Genomic DNA, 19559 nt, shown 5'->3' with positions numbered 1-19559 from the left:
AAACCATCCAACTCGTTGATATTCAAGGAGTTTTCCGTTTCGACTGCGCCGGAAGTGGTGCGAATTATAGGCCGCTAATATTCTGAGTCAAGCCCTAAATTCATAATTCTGTCATAACGCGCCAAAAGCCATAAAAGCAGAGGCCAGCCTAACGGCCGGCCTCTCTTCTTCTATATACAGCAGCAACTCAAATTACAGACTCGGGAATGCAAACTGCGACGCTTCATGGCTGGCACGTTGCGGCCAACGCTGAGTGATCGCCTTGCGGCGCGTATAAAACCGCACACCGTCCGGACCATAGGCATGCAGGTCACCGAACAGAGAACGCTTCCAACCACCAAAACTGTGGTACGCCACAGGCACTGGCAACGGAACGTTCACCCCGACCATCCCCACTTCGATCTCGTCGCAGAACAGGCGAGCCGCCTCACCATCACGGGTGAAGATGCAGGTGCCGTTACCGTATTCGTGATCGTTGATCAGTTGCATCGCCTCTTCTAGGCTATTAACCCGCACGATGCACAGCACTGGACCGAAGATCTCTTCTTTATAGATGCGCATCTGCGGCGTCACACGATCAAACAGGCAGCCGCCCAAGAAGAAGCCATCTTCGTGATCCTTCACGCTCAAGCCGCGACCATCGACGACCAGCTCAGCACCGGCAGCAACACCATCCTCGACATAGCCGCTGACCTTGTCACGCGCCTGCCCCGAGACCAAAGGCCCCATGTCCAGACCGCACGAAGTGCCTGCACCGATTTTCAGCGCCTTGATTTGCGGTACCAGCTTGGCCACCAACGCGTCCGCAACCTGATCGCCAACACACACCGCAACCGAAATGGCCATGCAACGCTCGCCGCAAGAACCGTAAGCCGCACCCATCAGCGCACTCACAGCGTTATCCAGATCCGCATCCGGCATCAGCACCGCGTGGTTCTTCGCCCCGCCCAGCGCCTGCACACGCTTGCCGCGCTTGGTGCCTTCGGCATAAATGTATTCAGCAATCGGCGTTGAACCTACAAAACTCAGCGCTTTAACTTCTGGCGCTTCAATCAACGCATCCACAGCGCCTTTGTCACCATGCACCACACTCAGCACGCCCTTGGGCAGACCGGCTTCATGCAGCAACTGCGCAATAAACAACGTAGAGCTTGGATCGCGTTCCGACGGTTTGAGGATGAAACAGTTACCGCACACAATCGCCAGCGGGTACATCCACAGCGGAACCATGGCCGGGAAGTTGAAAGGCGTAATGCCTGCAACCACACCCAGCGGTTGGAAATCCGACCATGCATCAATGTTCGGTCCTACATTACGGCTGTATTCACCTTTCAGGATTTCTGGCGCAGAGCACGCAAACTCAACGTTCTCAATCCCGCGCTTCAGTTCACCCGCAGCGTCTTCCAGGGTCTTGCCGTGTTCTTCGCTGATTAACTGGGAGATGCGCGCTTCGTTCTGCTCCAGCAACTGCTTGAAGCGGAACATCACCTGAGCACGCTTGGCCGGTGGCGTATTGCGCCAGGCCGGGAAAGCAGCCTTGGCTGAGTCGATAGCTTTTTGAATGGTTTCGCGACTGGCCAGCGGTACTTGATGAATCACTTTACCGGTCGACGGGTTATACACATCAGCGGTACGACCAGAGTCGCTCAGAAATTCGCCATTGATGAAATGTTGAATGGTGCTCATGGGTGCTCCAAAAAGTTGTCCACAAGCGCGAACGCTGCGCGCCTGCCTCTATTCCCAAAACCGCTTCTATAGATAGAAGGATCAGTCAATCTGGTTCAGCGCTTCACCGACCGCATCGAATAAACGATCCAGGTCTTGCGGCTTGCTATTAAAGGTTGGGCCGAACTGCAGCGTGTCGCCACCAAAGCGTACGTAGAAACCCGCCTTCCACAATTTCATCGCCGCATCAAACGGACGAACAATCGCATCGCCATCACGCGGGGCGATTTGAATGGCACCCGCCAAGCCATAGTTACGAATATCGATGACGTTTTTCACGCCCTTCAAACCATGGATCGCATTCTCAAAGTGAGGCGCGACTTCAGCCACGCTCTGCACCAGGTTTTCCTTTTGCAGCAGATCCAGCGCAGCCAGGCCCGCAGCACACGCAACTGGGTGAGCCGAATAGGTATATCCGTGTGGGAATTCAACCGCGTATTCAGGCGTCGGCTGATTCATGAACGTCTGATAAATCTCAGTGGTGGCAATCACCGCGCCCATTGGGATCGCGCCGTTGGTCACTTGCTTGGCAATACACATCAAGTCTGGAGTTACACCGAAGCTGTCAGCACCAAACATCGAGCCTGTACGACCAAACCCGGTGATCACCTCATCGAACACCAACAGGATGTTGTGCTGATCGCAGATTTCACGCAGGCGTTTCAGATAACCCTGAGGCGGCACCAGCACACCGGCCGAACCTGCCATAGGCTCCACAAACACCGCCGCGATATTCGACGCATCATGCAACTCAATCAGCTTAAGCAGCTCATCAGCCAGCGCAATACCACCCTGCTCCGGCATGCCGCGTGAGAACGCGTTGCTCGCCAACAGCGTGTGCGGCAAGTGATCAACATCACTCATCGCTTGGCCAAACAGCTTACGGTTACCGTTCACACCGCCCAGGCTCGTGCCGGCAATGTTCACCCCGTGGTAACCACGGGCACGGCCAATCATCTTGGTCTTGGTCGACTGGCCTTTCAAACGCCAGTAAGCCCGCACCATCTTCACCGCGGTATCCGCACACTCAGAACCCGAGTCAGTGAAAAACACATGGTTCAGATTACCTGGGGTCAGCGAGGTGATTTTCTCTGCCAACTGGAACGACAGCGGGTGCCCGTACTGGAACGCAGGCGAATAATCGAGGGTGCCCAGCTGCTTGGCCACGGCTTCCTGGATTTCTGTGCGGGTATGCCCTGCACCACAGGTCCACAGACCTGACAGCGAATCGTAGATTTGCCGACCTTTATCATCCGTCAGGTAACTACCCTTCGCGCGGACGATAAAGCGTGGATCGCGATGGAAGTTACGGTTAGCGGTGTAAGGCATCCAGTGAGCATCCAGCTTGAGCTGGCTAGTCACTGAGATTTCGGCATTTTCGGGCATGTTCATCGGCAAAACCTCGCAAAGCAGAAAGCGGCGTGGGATTGAAAGCGTTGTTGCAGCTAAATTGCCACGGCTATAAAGTCGATGAAATCCAACTCTTCTAACCTTTAGTTAGGCCCGGACTAAACTATGAGCACCCGTCGTCCCGATGCACTGGCACAAGTCAGCGACTTTGATATTCGATTGCTCCGTATCTTTCGCAGTGTCGTGGAATGCGGTGGTTTCTCAGCCGCAGAAACCGTGCTCGGGATTGGCCGCTCGGCCATCAGCCAACAGATGAGCGACCTCGAACAACGCCTCGGTTTACGTCTGTGCCAACGAGGTAGAGCCGGGTTCTCCCTGACAGAAGAAGGCCGCGAGGTGTATCAGTCAGTGCTGCAGTTATTGGGCGCACTGGAAAGTTTTCGTACCGAGGTCAACGGCCTGCACCAACACCTGCGCGGTGAGTTGACCATTGGCCTCACCGACAACCTGGTCACCCTGCCCCACATGCGTATCACCCATGCGCTGGCACAACTCAAGGAACGCGGGCCTGACGTGCAAATCCACATTCGTATGATCGCCCCCAACGAAGTGGAACAAGGCGTGCTCGACGGCCGCCTCCATGTAGGCGTCGTTCCCCAAGCCAGCGCACTTTCCGGGCTTGAATATCAGCCGCTGTACAGCGAGCGTTCACTGCTTTACTGCGCCGTCGGCCACCCTCTGTTCTATGTCGATGATCGGCAACTGGAAGACCAACGCCTTAATGACCAGGACGCCATTGCCCCGACCTTTCGCCTGCCAGCCGACATCCAGGCGCACTACCAGGCACTCAACTGCACCGCCAGCGCATCGGACCGAGAAGGCATGGCGTTCTTGATTTTGACCGGGCGCTACATCGGCTACCTGCCCGATCACTACGCCAGCTTCTGGGTACAACAAGGCCGTCTGCGCGCCTTGAAAGCCAAAACGCGTTTTTATGACTTAAGCCTCGCCTCGGTCACCCGCAAAGGTCGGCGGCCACATCTGGTGCTGGAAAGTTTCCTTGAGAGCCTGGAAACGACGCGCTAACGTAAACGGCGGCCTCAAGCCTCCAGCCAATGTTCGGAACCCACATGCCATCGACCCTCACCGGCCTTTGCGAATACCGCGAAGAAATCCGCAAAAGCCGCTTCATTACACTGGCCGCCCCAATTACCAGCGCCCAGCAAGCCCAAGACTTCATCGAACAACACAGCGACCTCAATGCCACCCACAACTGCTGGGCCTGGAAACTCGGCGCCCAATACCGCAGCAGCGATGATGGCGAACCCGGTGGCACCGCAGGGCGGCCGATCCTGTCGGCGATTGAGGCGCAAGACTGCGATCAAGTCGTGGTACTGGTTATCCGTTGGTACGGCGGCATCCAACTCGGCACCGGCGGGCTCGCGCGCGCCTATGGCGGTGGCGCCAACAAATGCCTGCAAGCGGCAGAGAAACTCCCGCTCATCAGCCGCGTCCCCCTGCAATGCACCTGCCATTTCAGTGAATTGGCCTTGGTAAAGCTGCGTCTGGCCGAACTGGATGGCCTGCTCACCCAAGAAACCTTTACCGCCAATGGCGTTGATCTACAGCTCGAGCTGGGCGAAGAACACATTCCAGCTCTGCAGCAACAACTGGCCGGCATCAGTCGCGGCAGAATCCTGTTGCACCGGGACACCTCAAACAGCGACGCGTAAGCGTGAATAACCTGCGCCTCACCACTTGCCCACAATCACTGTGCACCCAACTGTGGATAACCTGAGCACACTCGGCTGCAGCCCTTTTATTACGGGTCTTCCAGCCATTTGTACGTTTTTTATCCAAATCAGCCGTACTTTAAGAAAAACACCGACAAAACAATACGTTAGCGCTGCATATCGCGGTTAGAACAAAGGGATGCAGTGCTTATACCTGTGCATTGAAGTTGCGCACAGATACTGTGGAACAACCTGTGGATAACCCGTGCAAAGTCCCCGGCGATTCAGCCCCCATAACGCTTACTTAATCTTGTGCGTTTTTTAATCAATTACAGTCATTCAAGACCATCACCTGACCTTTGCCTGCCTATTGTTCCTACTCACCATTTGATGAGAGCGCACACACAAGCGCTGGGCACTCGCACGGGGAAGGCGTACAAACAGCTAACGGTGACTTCCTTAACGCTAAAGAGGGCAAATTCATGGCAGCAAAAAAAGCACTAATCGTAGGCGCCTCGCGTGGGCTGGGTCTGGGACTGGTGACAGCGCTTTCCCATGACGGCTGGCAGGTAACCGCAACCGTTCGTGACCCTCAGCGCGCAGAGGCCTTAAAAAAACTGGATAACGTGCAGGTCGAGCAACTCGACATCGACAACCTGCAAGCCATCAACGCCCTGCACCAACGCTTGAACGCAGACGTGTTTGACCTGGTTTTTATTAACGCCGGCATCAAAGGCCCGGACGATCAAACCTCCGGGGCCGCCAGCCTCACCGACATTGGCCAATTGTTCCTGACCAACAGCGTGGCCCCCGTTAATGTGGCCCAAGCCTTCGTCGGCAGTATCACAAAGGACAATGGCGTGCTGGCATTCATGAGCTCAAGGCTGGGCAGCATCACCAATCCCAACGCCCCGTATCTCGCACTCTACAAAGCCAGCAAGGCCGCGCTCAATTCATTGACCAACACCTTTGTGACGCAACTCCCGGAGCCGCGACCAACCGTGCTTTCCATCCACCCGGGCGTCGTCAAAACCGACCTGACCGGCGGCACCGGCGACATTGACGTCGACACCAGCATCCGCGGCATCGTCGAACAGCTCTATGCGTATGCCGGTAAAGGCGGTCATCACTATATCGACTACAAGGGTCAGACCATTCCCTGGTAGCCGTGTGAAGGGCAGCCGTCACAGGCTGCCCATCGCTTAAAGCCCCAGCAGCGACAACATGATGAACGTGGCAAACAATACGAAATGCGTCATGCCCTCAATGGCATTGGTCTCACCGTCATTCAAATTGATCGCGCACACCACCAGCGTGATCAGCACCATCACCGTCTGCACCGGGGTCATCGCCATCTGAAAGGGTTGGCCGGTATACAGCGCCATCGCCTCCATGGCCGGCACCGTCAAAATCACCGTGGACAACGAAGCGCCCAAGGCCACATTCACCACCGACTGCATGCGGTTGGCCAACGCGGCCCGTAGCGCCGTCAGAATTTCCGGTGCCGCCGAGATGGCCGCAACCACAATTGCCGTCATCACCGGCGGCGCGCCCGTCCCCTCAAGGCCAAGGTCCAGCGCCTTGGACATCACCTCCGCCAGCGCACCGATCACAATCACGCCCAAGCCAAGAATGGCGATCGACAGCTTTACATTGGTCTGCGCCCCTTCTGGCTCGCGCTTGCGGCCTTTTTTTTCCGGGTAGCTGTAACTGAAAAAGTAACTGTGCGGCCCCACCTGCATGCGCAAAAACACCGCATACAGCAGCACCATCGCGCCAATGGTGAAGGCGGAGTAAATTTTCCAGTCGGCCTCAGGGATAAATTCCGGCACCACCATCGACACCCCCATGGCGGTAAGAATCATCACGCTGTACGTGCGGGCCGAATCGTCGTTGTAGGACTGCTCACCATGTTTGATCCCGCCCATCAGCGCGGCCAAACCGAGGATGCCGTTGATATCGAGCATCACCGCCGAATAAATCGTGTCACGCACCAAGGTCGGCGACGGCTCGTTGCTCATCATGATGGCCAGGATGACCACTTCTACCAGCACCGCAGACAGCGTAAGAATCATCGTCCCATAAGGGTCGCCGACCTTTTCAGCCAAGACCTCAGCGTGATGCGCCACCCGCATCGAAGCGCAGACAATGGCCGCAATCAGGACAAAGCCCCCGATCAGCGCCGTGGCCTGGCCACTGCCCAATAACCAATGCTCCAGCGGGAAAGCCACACAGACCATCGCCACCGCCAGGAGGAGGAGTTTTTCATCTTTCAATAGAGTCAGCATCGCAGGCCTTTTGCCGAGAGTCGAATACACGTTGTGAGGTCACAGACTGCCAAAACTCACTAACGTTTCGTTACATCTTAGTTCACAGGCACGCCATTAGAAGGGTCGGACTGGCCGCTTAAACGCAGTTGGTGCGACAAATGGCGGGGGCATTTTTACAAGCTGTGTCGTCCGACGCCTGTAGAATGCCGCCATCTGCACCTGATCTGATGAGAAAAACGAATATGTATGACTGGCTGAACGCCCTGCCAAAAGCAGAACTGCACCTGCACCTTGAAGGTTCTCTAGAGCCCGAGTTGCTGTTCTCGCTGGCCGAGCGCAACAAAGTCGCCCTCCCCTGGAACGATGTTGAAACCTTGCGCAAGGCCTATGCCTTCAACAACCTGCAAGAGTTTCTCGACCTCTACTACAAAGGCGCGGACGTACTGCGCACCTCTCAGGATTTCTACGACCTGACCTGGGCTTACCTGTTGCGCTGCAAGGCTCAGAACGTCATTCACACCGAACCCTTCTTCGACCCGCAAACCCACACCGACCGTGGCGTACCGTTTGAAGTGGTACTGAATGGCATCGCCGCTGCACTCAAAGACGGCGAACAGCAACTGGGTATCACCAGTGGCTTGATCCTGAGCTTCCTGCGCCACTTGAGCGAAGAAGAAGCGCAAAAAACCCTCGACCAGGCACTGCCATTTCGCGATGCATTTGTCGCCGTAGGCCTGGACAGCTCAGAAATGGGCCACCCGCCGAGCAAGTTCCAGCGCGTGTTTGACCGTGCCCGCCACGAAGGTTTTCTGACCGTGGCCCACGCCGGCGAAGAAGGCCCGCCGGAGTACATCTGGGAAGCCCTCGACCTGCTGAAAATCCAGCGTATCGACCACGGCGTACGCGCGATTGAAGACGAGCGCTTGATGCAACGCATTATCGACGAGCAAATCCCGCTGACCGTCTGCCCGCTGTCCAACACCAAACTGTGCGTGTTCGATCACATGTCGCAACACAACATTCTCGACATGCTCGAGCGCGGCGTGAAAGTCACCGTCAACTCCGACGACCCGGCCTACTTCGGCGGTTACGTGACCGAGAACTTCCACGCGCTGTACACCGACCTGGGCATGACCCAGGACCAAGCCAAGCGCCTGGCGCAAAATAGCCTCGACGCCCGCCTGATCAAACCGTAAAAACCCGGCAACCCCGGCCCTGTAGGAGCGAGCTTGCTCGCGATCTTTTGATCTTGCCCTACAGGGCACTACGCTGCCCCGCCAACCCCGCACACCGCTCAATCAGCATGTCGCGCAGCAGCTTCACCGGTTTGCTCAACTGAGCGCGATGCCCGCACAGCAAATTCAATGGCGCACGCTCGCACGTCAACTCCGGCAATAACACCTTGAGCCTGCCCGCCGCCACATCCTGCGCCACGTCCAGCCACGACTTGTACGCAATCCCCGCCCCGGCAATCGCCCACAAACGCACCACATCGGCATCATCACTAAAACGGTCACCGCTCACCGTCAGCCCCAGCTCGCGCTTACCGTCGTTAAATTGCCAATGGTCATGCACGCGCGTCCCGAGCATGTACAGCAGGCAGTTATGTTGCAGCAAATGTTCAAGCTGACACGGCTCGCCTCGGCGCGCCAAATAGTCGGGTGATGCGCACAGTACGCGGCGGTTGTCGGTGGCAACCGGCAGCGCCACCAGACTGGAGTCTTCCGGCTCACCGTAACGCAGGGCGATATCCACAGGCTGGCGGAACAGATCGGCAATCCGGTCGCCCAGCAATAGACGTACGGTCAACTGCGGGTGTTCTCGCTGAAACGCGTCCAGCCAGGGCAACAACAGGTTACGTCCAAAGTCTGACGGCGCGGATAACTGCAACACCCCGCTCACCTGATCTTGCCCACGGGCTAAAAGGCGGCGCCCTTCATCCAGGCTGCTCAAGGCCGTTCGCGCATAGTCGAGAAAGCCCTGCCCCTCCGCCGTCAGGCGCAAACTGCGCGTAGAACGTGCCAACAATCGAACCCCTAACTGCGCTTCGATCCGCTTGAGGGCTGCACTGGCCACTGCTGGCGACAAATCCATCACCCGCGCTGCTGCCGACAAACTGCCCAAGTCAGCAGCACGCACAAACAGTTGCAGGTCATCGAAGCGCAGCATTCATCGCCACCATTATCAAAAAAACATTGAAAGAGACTGCCGTTTTAGCCGGTTTTATCGCTCAGTGAAATGGTTAATCATCGATTCACTTTTCGTACTCATTGTCAGGACATGCCCCATGAAAGCTATCGCCTATTACCAGTCGCTGCCGATCCAGGACCCTAACGCCCTGCAAGACATCGAACTGCCCGAACCAGTAGTCGGCCCGCGTGACGTGTTGGTCGAAGTCAAAGCCATCTCGGTTAACCCGGTGGACACCAAGGTTCGCCAAAACGCACAGCCGGAGGGCGGTGCCGCCAAGGTGCTGGGTTGGGACGTGGCCGGGGTGGTCAAGGCGATCGGCAGTGACGTCAGCCTGTTCAAGGTCGGTGACAACGTGTTCTACGCCGGATCTATCGCCCGGGCGGGCGGCAACAGCGAGCTGCACGTGGTCGATGAGCGAATTGTCGGGCACATGCCAAAAAGCCTGGGTTTTGCTGAAGCCGCTGCACTGCCGCTGACCGCCATTACCGCCTGGGAATTGTTGTTCGAACGCCTGGCTATTAAAGAAGGCAAAACCGATGAGCAGCAAAGCCTGTTGATTGTCGGCGCAGCAGGCGGGGTCGGCTCGATCCTGACCCAACTGGCCAGCCAGTTGACCGCCCTCAAGGTGATCGGTACTGCATCACGCCCCGAGACCCAAGCCTGGGTTCGCGGACTGGGCGCCGATGTGGTCATCGACCACACCCAGCCATTGAGCGAAGCACTCAAAGCTCAGGGCGTCGACGCGGTAACCCACGTCGCCAGCCTGACGCAGACCGACCAGCACCTCGATCAACTGGTCGAAGCCCTCGCCCCACAAGGCAAGTTCGCCTTGATCGACGACCCGAAAACCTTCGACATCGCCAAGCTCAAACGCAAGAGCCTGTCGCTGCACTGGGAGTTCATGTACACCCGCTCACTGTTCGAAACCCCGGACATGATTGCGCAACACACCCTGCTCAACCGGGTAGCCGACTTGATCGACGCGGGCACTTTGCGCACCACCGTAGGCGAACACTTTGGCACCATCAACGCCGCCAACCTGCGCCGCGCACACGCGCTGCTGGAAAGCGGCAAGGCCAAAGGCAAAATCGTGCTTGAAGGGTTCTGATCACAGCAAGGGGACTAAAACGGTCAATTTTTAACCGTCAGTCAGAGACTTGATGCCTGTCATATTTTGCGGCGCTTTCAGGCATACACTGGCCGCCTTTGCCAACCAAAGGAGGCCAGCAATGAAAATCCTGATAAAGGCGTTAGCAAAATCTCCTGACTGCCAATGGCAGGTTCAAATCGACCAGCAAGCCGTTAACTTTCGCACAAAGGCTGAGGCCAAAGCCTTTGTGGATACGTTGAAATCGCGCTTGCAGGCCCCGCACAAATTGCCCGAACCCATGGCAGTGTGATTCAGACTGTTTCCTCGGCGGCGATCCGCGCCTGATACACACGGCGGGTCGCCATGCCGATCGTCACGGCCAACACCCCGCACAAGGTGATCACCATCGCCATTGGCATTGCCGTGCCATCATGCAAAACACCCACGAGTGACGCCGCACCGGCGGCCACACTGAACTGCAAAAAGCCCAGCATCGCCGAAGCACTGCCTGCCCGCGCGCCCTGCCCGTTCATGGCACACGCCGAGGCGTTGGGGATGATGCAGCCCAGACTGGCGATGCAGATAAACAGCGGAATCAACAACGGCCACAGTTGCTCGGTGTGCAGGGCGCTAATGCCCAGCAATGCCACACCTGCCGCCAGATAAACCCACACCGTACGCGCCAGCAAAAAGGCCGGTTGGCGCTTGGCCAGCAACCGGGCGTTCACTTGCGCCACCAAAATAAAGCCCGCCGCGTTACTGCCGAACAACCAGCCATAGTGTTCTGCAGGCACGCCATACAGTTTGATAAAGACGAAAGGTGAGCCCGCAATGTAGGCAAACATCCCGGCCATTGCGATCCCCCCCGTCAGGGCATGCCCCAGGAACTCACGATCCTTGAGCAAACGCCCGTATTGGCGCAGCGCACCCGACAATGGTTGGCGCGGCACGTTGGCTGGCAGGCTTTCCGGCAACCCCAATGCCACCGCCAGGGCGGCCAGTGCACTGAAGCCGGTCAGCGCGATAAAGATCGACTGCCAGCCGTAGACGTTAACCAGCAGGCCGCCGAGCATCGGCGCCAAAATCGGCGCCAGGCCCATCACCAGCATGAGCTGCGAGAACACCTTGGCCGAGCCCACCGCATCGCACTTGTCACTGACAATCGCACGCGACAACACCATCCCCGCACACCCGCCCAGCGCCTGGACAAAACGAGCACCAATCAGCCACTCGAGCGTGGGCGCAACCGCGCAGGCCAAAGAACCCAAGGTAAACAGGCCAACACCCACCAACAGCGGCACACGACGACCGAAGCGGTCAGCCAGCGGGCCGTACGCCAGTTGGCCGATGGACAAGCCCAGGAAATACACCGCAAGGGTCAACTGGATGTGCGTTTCATCGGTGGCAAAGGCTAGCGCCATCGCCGGGAACCCAGGCAAGTAGAAATCGATCGCCAAGGGACCAAAAGCGCTGAGCGCGCCGAGAATCAGGAGAGTTCTAACGTTCATCAGTTGTCCAAATCGTACTGCGGTTAGCGCGGTACGACAGTCTAGCTGTGGTTGCAGACGATGAACATTAAGTTAGCGAGCTATCTAATAAAACCCCTGTAGGAGCGAGCTTGCCTCGCGATCTTTTGATCGTTTAAAAGATCGCGAGGCCTTTTACATCAAGCCGTGGCTGGCACATCAAAACCGGCACCTTCAATCGCGCCGACGATGTCTTTTGCGTCCAGCTTACTCTCGACCTTCACCGTTTTGGTCTTCAGATCCACTTCGACTGTGGACTGCGGATCAAGGCGCTGAATCGCGTTGGTCACACCGCGAACACAGCCACCACAGGTCATTCCATCCACTGTAAACGTTTGCATGACATGCCTCCTTTGGTTGAGATGGCCACAGCATCCACCTTGCCATCGTGGCAAGGTCAAGCCCCTCGTTGCATGAGTGCACTGGCAATCTGACCTTGGCTCGGCCAAGCTGAATGCCTTCTGATTTAAAAACAAGGTACCGAGCCATGCGCGGGTCCGCTTTGAGCCTAGTCAGTTTTTTAACCCTGGCCGCCTTGCCGCTGTGGGCCAATGCCGATCAAGACTACGGCGTTTTGATCATTTCTCGCGAACGCCTCGAAGTCCCCACCAGTTGCGAAGTCGGGGTGTACATCGACGATCAATTGGCCGGGCGATTGTTTCAAGAGCAGGCGCTGTCTTTCAATTTGCCCGCCGGCAATGTCGGCATTCGCCTCAAGCTGCTGCCCGGTCAGGCGCCGGGGTGCTTGCCCGGTATGCTGGTGCCACCTGCGCAGCAGTTCACGCTTAAAGCCGGCGATGTACGCAAATACCGGATCGCGCTGGGCAAGGACGGCATGTACCTCAAACCCGCCAAGTTGGAATACTGACCACACGCCACGAAATAACCCACAGCAGTGGCCTTGACCTTGCCACGGGGTCAAGGTCGATTCTATGGACAGATAACTTCTTGAGGAGGACTGCTCGTGCCCACCCAATTCGATCTGCCGATTGACGGTATGACCTGTGCCAGTTGCGCCGGCCGCGTGGAAAAAGCCTTGGCCAAAGTGCCGGGGGTTGAAAGCGTCAGCGTCAACCTGGCCACTGAGCAGGCGCGTATCCAGGCCCCGGCCGACAGCCTGGCGGCACTGGTCGATGCCGTGCAGCAAGCGGGTTACAGCGTTCCAGCTCACAGCCTGGAGCTGGACGTGGGCGGCATGACCTGCGCGTCCTGCTCAGGGCGCGTCGAAAAAGCCCTCAGCAAAGTCCCTGGCGTCGAGCGTGTCAGCGTTAACCTGGCCAACGAGCGGGCCCACGTTGAACTGCTGGGGCACGTCGACCCGGCCCGACTGATCGACGCGGTTAACCAGGCTGGCTATTCGGCCAGCCTGCACCAGGCAAACGACCCGCAGGCCGTGCAGGACGATCAGCAAAAGCGCTTGCAGCGCGAACGCTGGGCGTTGGTGCTGGCAATTGTCCTGGCGTTACCGCTGGTTCTGCCGATGCTGCTGATGCCATTGGGGATTCACTGGATGCTGCCCGCGTGGGCACAGTTCGTACTCGCCACCCCGGTGCAATTTGTGTTGGGCGCACGCTTTTATCGTGCCGCCTGGAAAGCCGTCAAAGCAGGCGCCGGCAACATGGACCTGCTGGTCGCCCTCGGCACCAGCGCGGGCTACGGCCTGAGCCTCTACGAATGGGCCATCGCCGCGCCCGGCACCACACCGCACCTGTACTTCGAAGCCTCGGCCGTGGTTATCGCGCTGGTACTGCTGGGCAAATACCTCGAAAGCCGCGCCAAACGCCAGACCGCCAGCGCCATTCGTGCCCTTGAAGCCCTGCGCCCGGAGCGCGCCCTGCGCGTGGTCGATGGCCAGGAACAAGACGTCGCCATCAGCGACCTGCGCCTCAACGACCTGGTGCTGGTCAAACCCGGCGAGCGTTTTCCGGTGGATGGCGAAGTGGTCGAAGGCCAAAGCCACGCCGACGAAGCCTTGATCAGCGGCGAAAGCCTGCCCGTGCCGAAACAGCCTGGGGATAAAGTCACCGGCGGCGCGATCAATGGCGAAGGTCGTCTGGTGATCAAAACCTTGGCCTTGGGCACCGAAACCGTCCTCGCACGCATCATTCGCCTGGTCGAAGACGCGCAGGCCGGTAAAGCGCCGATCCAGAAACTGGTGGATAAAGTCAGCCAGGTGTTCGTCCCGGTGGTGCTCTTGATCGCCCTCGCTACTCTGCTCGGCTGGTGGCTCTACGGCGCCCCCATTGAAACGGCCCTGATCAACGCCGTGGCTGTGCTGGTTATCGCTTGCCCGTGTGCGCTGGGGTTGGCGACACCCACGGCGATCATGGCCGGGACCGGTGTGGCCGCCCGCTTCGGGATCTTGATCAAAGACGCCGAAGCGCTAGAGCGTGCACACGAAGTCAGCGCCGTGGTCTTCGACAAAACCGGCACCCTCACCTCCGGTACCCCGCAAATCGCCCACCTGGAGGCACTGGACGGTGACGAAGCCCACTTGTTGCAAGCCGCAGGCGCCCTGCAACGCGGCAGCGAACACCCCTTGGCCAAGGCCGTACTGGATGCCTGCGCCGCACGGCAGTTAAACGTGCCGGATGTAGCAGACAGCCAGTCCCTGACCGGGCGCGGCATCGCCGGCACACTCGAAGGCCGCCGCCTGGCCTTGGGCAATCGCCGCCTACTCGACGAAACCGGTCTCACTCCAGGTTCGCTGGCAGACTCCGCAACCGCTTGGGAGAACGAAGGCCGCACCCTGTCGTGGCTCATCGAACAAAGCCCGGAGTCCCGCGTGCTCGGCCTGTTTGCCTTTGGTGACACCCTTAAAACCGGCGCGCAGTCCGCGATCCAGCAACTCAGCGCACGTCACATCAGCAGCCACTTGCTGACCGGCGACAACCGCGGCAGCGCCCGTGTGGTCGCCCAAGCGTTGGGCATTACCGACGTGCACGCCGAAGTCTTGCCCGCCGATAAGGCAGCCACGGTGGCCGAACTGAAAAAAACCGGCGTGGTGGCAATGGTCGGCGACGGTATCAACGACGCCCCGGCACTGGCCGCTGCCGATATTGGTATCGCCATGGGCGGCGGCACCGACGTGGCCATGCAGGCCGCAGGCATTACCCTGATGCGCGGCGACCCGCGACTGGTGCCCGCCGCCCTGGACATCAGCCGTAAAACCTATGCAAAAATCCGTCAGAACCTGTTCTGGGCGTTTGTCTACAACGTGATCGGCATTCCGCTGGCCGCCTTTGGCTTCCTCAACCCGGTACTGGCGGGCGCGGCCATGGCATTCTCCAGCGTCAGCGTGGTCAGCAACGCACTGTTACTGAAGTTCTGGAAACCCGACGACCTGGAATGAGGAGGCAACTGTCATGAATATCGGCCAGGCCGCCAAGCACAGCGGCCTGAGCGCCAAAATGATTCGTTACTACGAGTCCATTGGCTTGCTCAAACCCGCCCACCGCAGCGACAGCGGCTATCGCCTGTACAGCGACGACGACCTGCACACACTGGCGTTTATCAAGCGCTCGCGGGATCTGGGGTTTTCACTGGAAGAGGTCGGCAAACTGCTGACCTTATGGCAAGACCGCCAGCGCGCCAGCGGCGACGTAAAAGCCCTGGCGCGCCAACACATCGAGGCGTTGAATCAAAAGATTGTTGAACTGAGCAGCCTGCGTGACACCTTGCAGGTGCTGGTCGAAAGCTGCCAGGGCGACCACCGGCCCGACTGCCCGATCCTCAAAGACCTGGAGTCGGGGGCGTGCTGCACCTCATAACCCTTTAAACCTGTAGTCGCTGCCGAGGCACGAAGGCTGCGATCGAGTGCGCAGCGCTCGCATTTTTACGACGGCTTCGCCGCCGATCGCAGCCTTCGTGCCTCGTCAGCGGCTACAAAAGGGAGGGATCGAAGGCTCACAGCACCATCATCAACACTTTGCCGATCATCAACACGCTGACCACCGCACACAGCACCGCAAACCCCTGTTGCATCCGCTGGCCCGAAACCTTCGGCGCCAGCACGCGGCCGATGATCATCCCCGCCAGCGTCGCGCTGATAAACAGCACGCCCTGTTCCGACAGGCTAAAGCCCTGATACACCAGATGCCCCAAGGTGCCCAAAGACACCAGCGCCACCACCATCAGCGACGTGGCGACAATCCCGTGCATTGGCACATCACTGAACTTGCGAAACGCCGGGACGATCAAAAAACCACCGCCAACCCCCAGCAACCCGGTCAACAACCCCGCCGAGGCCCCGATCGACGCCAACGTGGTGGCGCAGCGCAGGTCCCACTTCAAGTGCCCGGTAGTCGGGTTGAGCTGGCAGTTTTTATGCTCCATGTCTTCATCAGACGGGCAGCCCGCCCGGGCTTTCAAAAACATGCGCGCAGAAACAAACACCATCACGCCACCAAACAAGGCCATCAGTGCCGCACCAGGCAGCAGCTTGGCCAAGTGCAGCCCCAACGGTGACGCCAGCCAGCCGGCACCGGCCATCAGCGCGGCCGCCTTGTAGCGCACCAAGCCTTTGCGCAACCCGTCTATGGCGCCCACCAACGCCGCTACACCCACCGCCAATAACGCAACGGGCGTGGCCTCAACCAGCGTCCAGCCCACGCCCAGGGTCAACGCCGGGATGGCCAAAATACCGCCGCCCGCGCCGGTCAGCCCCAACAGCAAGCCCACCAGCGCGCCCAAGATCATAATCAGCATGGTTGAACTCAGTCCGGCTTGCAGTCAGTAAACCATTCACGCCCTTTGAGCATCCCTTGCCAGTAGAACCAGGGCAGTAACGTTGCCTTCAGGAACCAGGCAGACTGTCTTGGCACGGTAGGATCCATCGGAAAGGTAGGCAGGAGTTTTCCGCCATAACCGAACTCGGCCAGAATCACTTTGCCTTTTTCGACCGTCAGCGGGCACGAGCCATAACCGTCATAACGCTTGGGCAATGCACGGCCCTGGCGCAGGGCAATCAGGTTGTCCGCCACCACCACGACTTGCTTGCGCGCTGCCGCCGCCGTTTTGGCATTGGTGGTGCCGCACACATCGCCCGCCGCAAAAATCTCGGGGTAGCGCGGATGCTGCAAGGTGGCCGGGTCGGTTTCAAACCAGCCCGCCTTGTCGGCCAGTTCGCTGCGACGGATTACGTCAGGCGCTTGTTGCGGCGGCACGACATGCAGCATGTCGAAGCGCTTCTCGACCCGCGTGACCTGCCCGTCGGCACCGGTCACATCAAACCAGGCGGTCTTGTTCGGGCCGTCAACCTTGACCAGATTGGACTGGAACGCCAATTGCGCCTTGTAGGCTTCCACGTATTTCATCAACGGCGGGACAAAAGTCGGGACGCCAAACAACGCCGCACCCGCCAGGTTGAACTCCACCGAAACCGACGCCAGCACGCCCTGCTTGCGCCAGTAATCACACGACAGATACATCGCTTTTTGCGGCGCACCGGCACACTTGATCGGCATCCCCGGTTGCGTGAACAGCGCCTTGCCGCCGCGCAGCGAGCGCACCAGCTCCCAGGTGTAGGGCGCCAGATCATGCCGGTAATTGGACGTTACGCCATGTTTGCCGAGGGTGTCTTCCAGACCTTCGATTTTCTCCCAGGCCAGTTGTAAGCCAGGGCACACAATCAACTGCTGATAACCCAACTCTGTGCCGTCACTGAGCAGCACCACCTTGCGCTGCGGTGCAAACGCACACAGCGACGCCTTCACCCACTGCGCCCCTTTGGGCATCACCTCGCCGGTGGGCCGCACCGTGTCTCGCACGTCGTAGGCACCGCCGCCCACGAGGGTCCACGCGGGCTGATAGTAGTGCTCGGTATTGGGTTCGATCACGGCGATACGCAAAGACGCGTCGCGCTTCAACAAGCTTGCCGTCACCGACAGCCCGGCCGAGCCGCCGCCCACCACAACCACATCAAACTGGCGCACTTCACGGGCGCCTTGGGTCGCGGCCTCATAGAGTTTTGAAGACCGATTGCCCGTGCGGCAAAACGCCAACACCGGCTTGGGCAACTCAGCCAGCAACTCGCGCAGTTGTTGCGCCTGCTCCGCGGTTGCTCCGGTGGTCTGCACCGGCAAATAAGCAAAACGCAGCCCCAACGCCTCGGCGGCCTGCTGCATGGCGCCGTGCTCGGGTTGCTCGGGGCCGCCTTCATGATCGGGACGGTTGCACACCACACTGCGAAAACCCAGCGCGGGCAAGGCTTGGAGGTCAGACGGCGCGAGCTGGCCAGACACCGAGAACGTGGCGTCGATTCGCTTGATGTTTTGCTCCATTGGGCACTCCAGGCACAACAAAAATGAATGGAATAAGGGGGCGGTGAACGTCGCAGGCAACGGCCCGCATCACTTCTTCAGCGCTTGACCGCAATACAGACCCGACAACGTTTGCATCACAGACACCACTTCGAAACTGGCGAGGGAGTAGTAAATATATTTCCCCATGCGGCGGGTGTTGACCATGCCTTCATCGCGCAACACGCCGAGCTGTTGCGACAGGGTGGGCTGGCGGATCCCGGTCAGGTCTTCAAGCTCACCGACATTACGTTCGCCTTGCGTCAGCTGGCACAGCAACAGCAGCCGGTCTTCATTGGCAAGGGCTTTGAGAAGGGTGCAGGCTTTGGACGCAGAATCGCGCAGAAGGCCGATCTCTTCACTGGTGAGTTGGGCAGACATGGAGAGCTCCGTGACGTAATGGTCGACAGTCTACGTCTCGATAATATATGTTTCAATATATTGAAATATCTTTTGATTCACGCGAGGCCCTTCATGCACGCCGACATTCAAGGTTTCTACGACCCCAACACCTCAACCGTGAGCTACGTGGTGTACGAAGCAGACGGTAGCGAGTGCGCCATCATCGACCCGGTGCTCGACTACAACGCCGCTGCCGGGCGCATCAGTACCGACAGCGCCGACAGCATCATCCGGTTTGTAGAAGCCCACGGCCTCAAAGTGCAGTGGTTACTGGAGACCCACGCCCACGCGGATCATTTGTCAGCCAGCGCCTACCTCAAGCAAAAGCTCGGCGGGCAAATAGGCATTGGTTCGGCGATTACCCAAGTCCAGGGCGTGTTTCGCGATATCTACAACCTGGAGCCTGAGTTCAGACTCGACGGCTCGCAATTCGACCATTTATTCGAGCCGGACGAGGTGTTCCACATTGGCCGCCTGCAGGTGCGCGCGCTCCACGTACCGGGGCACACGCCAGCCGACATGGCCTACCAACTGGAAGACCACAGCATCTTTGTAGGTGACACCTTGTTCATGCCGGATGTCGGCACCGCGCGTTGCGACTTTCCCGGGGGCGATGCGCAGCAGTTGTATCACTCCATCAAGCGCCTGCTGAGTTTGCCGGCCGATACCCGACTGTTGATGTGCCACGACTACCCGCCCGCCGGACGCGAAGCCTCGTGGTCGACCACGGTGGGCGAGCAGCGGGCACGCAACATCCACGTGAACGACAGCGTGCCGCTGGCCGACTTTGTCGACATGCGCACCACCCGCGACGCCACCTTGGGCGTACCGGCCCTGTTGATCCCGGCCATCCAGGTCAACATCCGCGCCGGCAACCTGCCGCCCGCCGATGAAAGCGGCCTGCGCAGCCTGAAAATCCCGCTCAACCGGTTTTAAAAATGGCAGGCATAAAAAATCCGGCCGAAGCCGGA

At 58.8% G+C, this 19559-nt stretch carries 19 protein-coding genes; 10 read left to right on the top strand and 9 right to left on the bottom strand.

The annotated features are described in order from the left end of the window. Positions 1–192: 192 nt before the first annotated feature. Both GHO32_RS23945 and GHO32_RS23940 read right to left on the bottom strand, forming a co-directional pair. On the bottom strand, positions 193–1686 hold the full coding sequence (locus GHO32_RS23945; protein ID WP_123751263.1) for a CoA-acylating methylmalonate-semialdehyde dehydrogenase: 1494 nt from the start codon (positions 1684–1686) through the stop codon (positions 193–195). Positions 1687–1767: 81 nt separating this feature from the next. Continuing rightward, positions 1768–3117 carry an aspartate aminotransferase family protein gene (locus GHO32_RS23940; protein WP_153336338.1) on the bottom strand — a complete coding sequence of 450 codons (1350 nt, stop codon included), beginning with the start codon at positions 3115–3117 and terminating at the stop codon, positions 1768–1770. Between the two features lie 123 nt (positions 3118–3240). Here GHO32_RS23940 and GHO32_RS23935 point away from each other — a divergent pair, with 123 nt between their 5' ends. The 3 genes from GHO32_RS23935 to GHO32_RS23925 all read left to right on the top strand — a co-directional run bounded on the left by GHO32_RS23935 (position 3241) and on the right by GHO32_RS23925 (position 5974). Then, a complete protein-coding gene (locus GHO32_RS23935; RefSeq protein WP_123751261.1) occupies positions 3241–4161 on the top strand; it encodes a LysR family transcriptional regulator in 921 nt (306 codons plus the stop codon). Between the two features lie 44 nt (positions 4162–4205). Beyond that, positions 4206–4808 carry a YigZ family protein gene (locus GHO32_RS23930; RefSeq protein ID WP_153336337.1) on the top strand — a complete coding sequence of 201 codons (603 nt, stop codon included), beginning with the start codon at positions 4206–4208 and terminating at the stop codon, positions 4806–4808. Positions 4809–5290: 482 nt separating this feature from the next. Continuing rightward, positions 5291–5974 carry an SDR family oxidoreductase gene (locus GHO32_RS23925; RefSeq protein ID WP_153336336.1) on the top strand — a complete coding sequence of 228 codons (684 nt, stop codon included), beginning with the start codon at positions 5291–5293 and terminating at the stop codon, positions 5972–5974. A 36-nt stretch (positions 5975–6010) separates the two neighbouring features. Here the strand turns inward: GHO32_RS23925 and GHO32_RS23920 are convergent, their stop codons facing one another. Further along, complete coding sequence (locus tag GHO32_RS23920; RefSeq protein ID WP_153336335.1) at positions 6011–7096, bottom strand: calcium:proton antiporter; 1086 nt, start codon at positions 7094–7096, stop codon at positions 6011–6013. Positions 7097–7320: 224 nt separating this feature from the next. Between GHO32_RS23920 and GHO32_RS23915 the strand changes: the two genes are divergently transcribed. Continuing rightward, a complete protein-coding gene (locus GHO32_RS23915; RefSeq protein WP_048366460.1) occupies positions 7321–8274 on the top strand; it encodes an adenosine deaminase in 954 nt (317 codons plus the stop codon). 58 nt (positions 8275–8332) lie between these two features. On the opposite strand, the gene GHO32_RS23910 is transcribed toward GHO32_RS23915, so the two are convergent. Beyond that, on the bottom strand, positions 8333–9247 hold the full coding sequence (locus tag GHO32_RS23910; protein WP_153336334.1) for a LysR family transcriptional regulator: 915 nt from the start codon (positions 9245–9247) through the stop codon (positions 8333–8335). A gap of 118 nt (positions 9248–9365) precedes the next feature. On the opposite strand from GHO32_RS23910, the gene GHO32_RS23905 reads away from it, so the two are divergent. Further along, positions 9366–10379: a zinc-binding alcohol dehydrogenase family protein gene (locus tag GHO32_RS23905; RefSeq protein WP_153336333.1), complete on the top strand. Its 1014-nt coding sequence runs from the start codon at positions 9366–9368 to the stop codon at positions 10377–10379. A gap of 121 nt (positions 10380–10500) precedes the next feature. Continuing rightward, a complete protein-coding gene (locus GHO32_RS26535; RefSeq protein ID WP_164488133.1) occupies positions 10501–10671 on the top strand; it encodes a hypothetical protein in 171 nt (56 codons plus the stop codon). 1 nt (position 10672) lies between these two features. On the opposite strand, the gene GHO32_RS23900 is transcribed toward GHO32_RS26535, so the two are convergent. Beyond that, positions 10673–11869: a multidrug effflux MFS transporter gene (locus tag GHO32_RS23900; protein ID WP_048366463.1), complete on the bottom strand. Its 1197-nt coding sequence runs from the start codon at positions 11867–11869 to the stop codon at positions 10673–10675. A 158-nt stretch (positions 11870–12027) separates the two neighbouring features. Beyond that, complete coding sequence (locus GHO32_RS23895) at positions 12028–12228, bottom strand: heavy-metal-associated domain-containing protein (RefSeq protein ID WP_153336332.1); 201 nt, start codon at positions 12226–12228, stop codon at positions 12028–12030. Between the two features lie 146 nt (positions 12229–12374). Between GHO32_RS23895 and GHO32_RS23890 the strand changes: the two genes are divergently transcribed. The 3 genes from GHO32_RS23890 (at position 12375) to cueR (ending at position 15657) form a co-directional block, all read left to right on the top strand. After that, positions 12375–12755: a hypothetical protein gene (locus GHO32_RS23890; protein WP_048366465.1), complete on the top strand. Its 381-nt coding sequence runs from the start codon at positions 12375–12377 to the stop codon at positions 12753–12755. Between the two features lie 96 nt (positions 12756–12851). Continuing rightward, positions 12852–15239, top strand: coding sequence for a heavy metal translocating P-type ATPase (locus tag GHO32_RS23885; RefSeq protein ID WP_371924528.1), 2388 nt, complete (start codon positions 12852–12854; stop codon positions 15237–15239). A 13-nt stretch (positions 15240–15252) separates the two neighbouring features. Beyond that, positions 15253–15657 carry a Cu(I)-responsive transcriptional regulator gene (gene cueR, locus GHO32_RS23880; protein WP_153336330.1) on the top strand — a complete coding sequence of 135 codons (405 nt, stop codon included), beginning with the start codon at positions 15253–15255 and terminating at the stop codon, positions 15655–15657. Positions 15658–15793: 136 nt separating this feature from the next. Here the strand turns inward: cueR and GHO32_RS23875 are convergent, their stop codons facing one another. The 3 genes from GHO32_RS23875 to GHO32_RS23865 all read right to left on the bottom strand — a co-directional run bounded on the left by GHO32_RS23875 (position 15794) and on the right by GHO32_RS23865 (position 18567). Further along, positions 15794–16594: a sulfite exporter TauE/SafE family protein gene (locus GHO32_RS23875; protein ID WP_153336329.1), complete on the bottom strand. Its 801-nt coding sequence runs from the start codon at positions 16592–16594 to the stop codon at positions 15794–15796. 8 nt (positions 16595–16602) lie between these two features. Beyond that, positions 16603–18168, bottom strand: coding sequence for a bifunctional protein tyrosine phosphatase family protein/NAD(P)/FAD-dependent oxidoreductase (locus tag GHO32_RS23870; protein ID WP_153336328.1), 1566 nt, complete (start codon positions 18166–18168; stop codon positions 16603–16605). Between the two features lie 69 nt (positions 18169–18237). After that, complete coding sequence (locus tag GHO32_RS23865) at positions 18238–18567, bottom strand: helix-turn-helix transcriptional regulator (protein WP_048366468.1); 330 nt, start codon at positions 18565–18567, stop codon at positions 18238–18240. Positions 18568–18660: 93 nt separating this feature from the next. Between GHO32_RS23865 and GHO32_RS23860 the strand changes: the two genes are divergently transcribed. Next, the gene (locus GHO32_RS23860) at positions 18661–19524 is read left to right on the top strand and encodes an MBL fold metallo-hydrolase (protein ID WP_153336327.1); all 864 of its coding nucleotides are present in this window, start codon (positions 18661–18663) and stop codon (positions 19522–19524) included. Positions 19525–19559 lie beyond the last annotated feature (35 nt).

Origin of the sequence: Pseudomonas sp. FSL R10-2189, assembly GCF_009600325.1 — a bacterium.
In the GTDB taxonomy this organism is placed as follows: domain Bacteria; phylum Pseudomonadota; class Gammaproteobacteria; order Pseudomonadales; family Pseudomonadaceae; genus Aquipseudomonas; species Aquipseudomonas helleri.
Note: the sequence above shows the minus strand (reverse complement) of the source record. Positions and strands in the feature narration are given on the sequence as shown.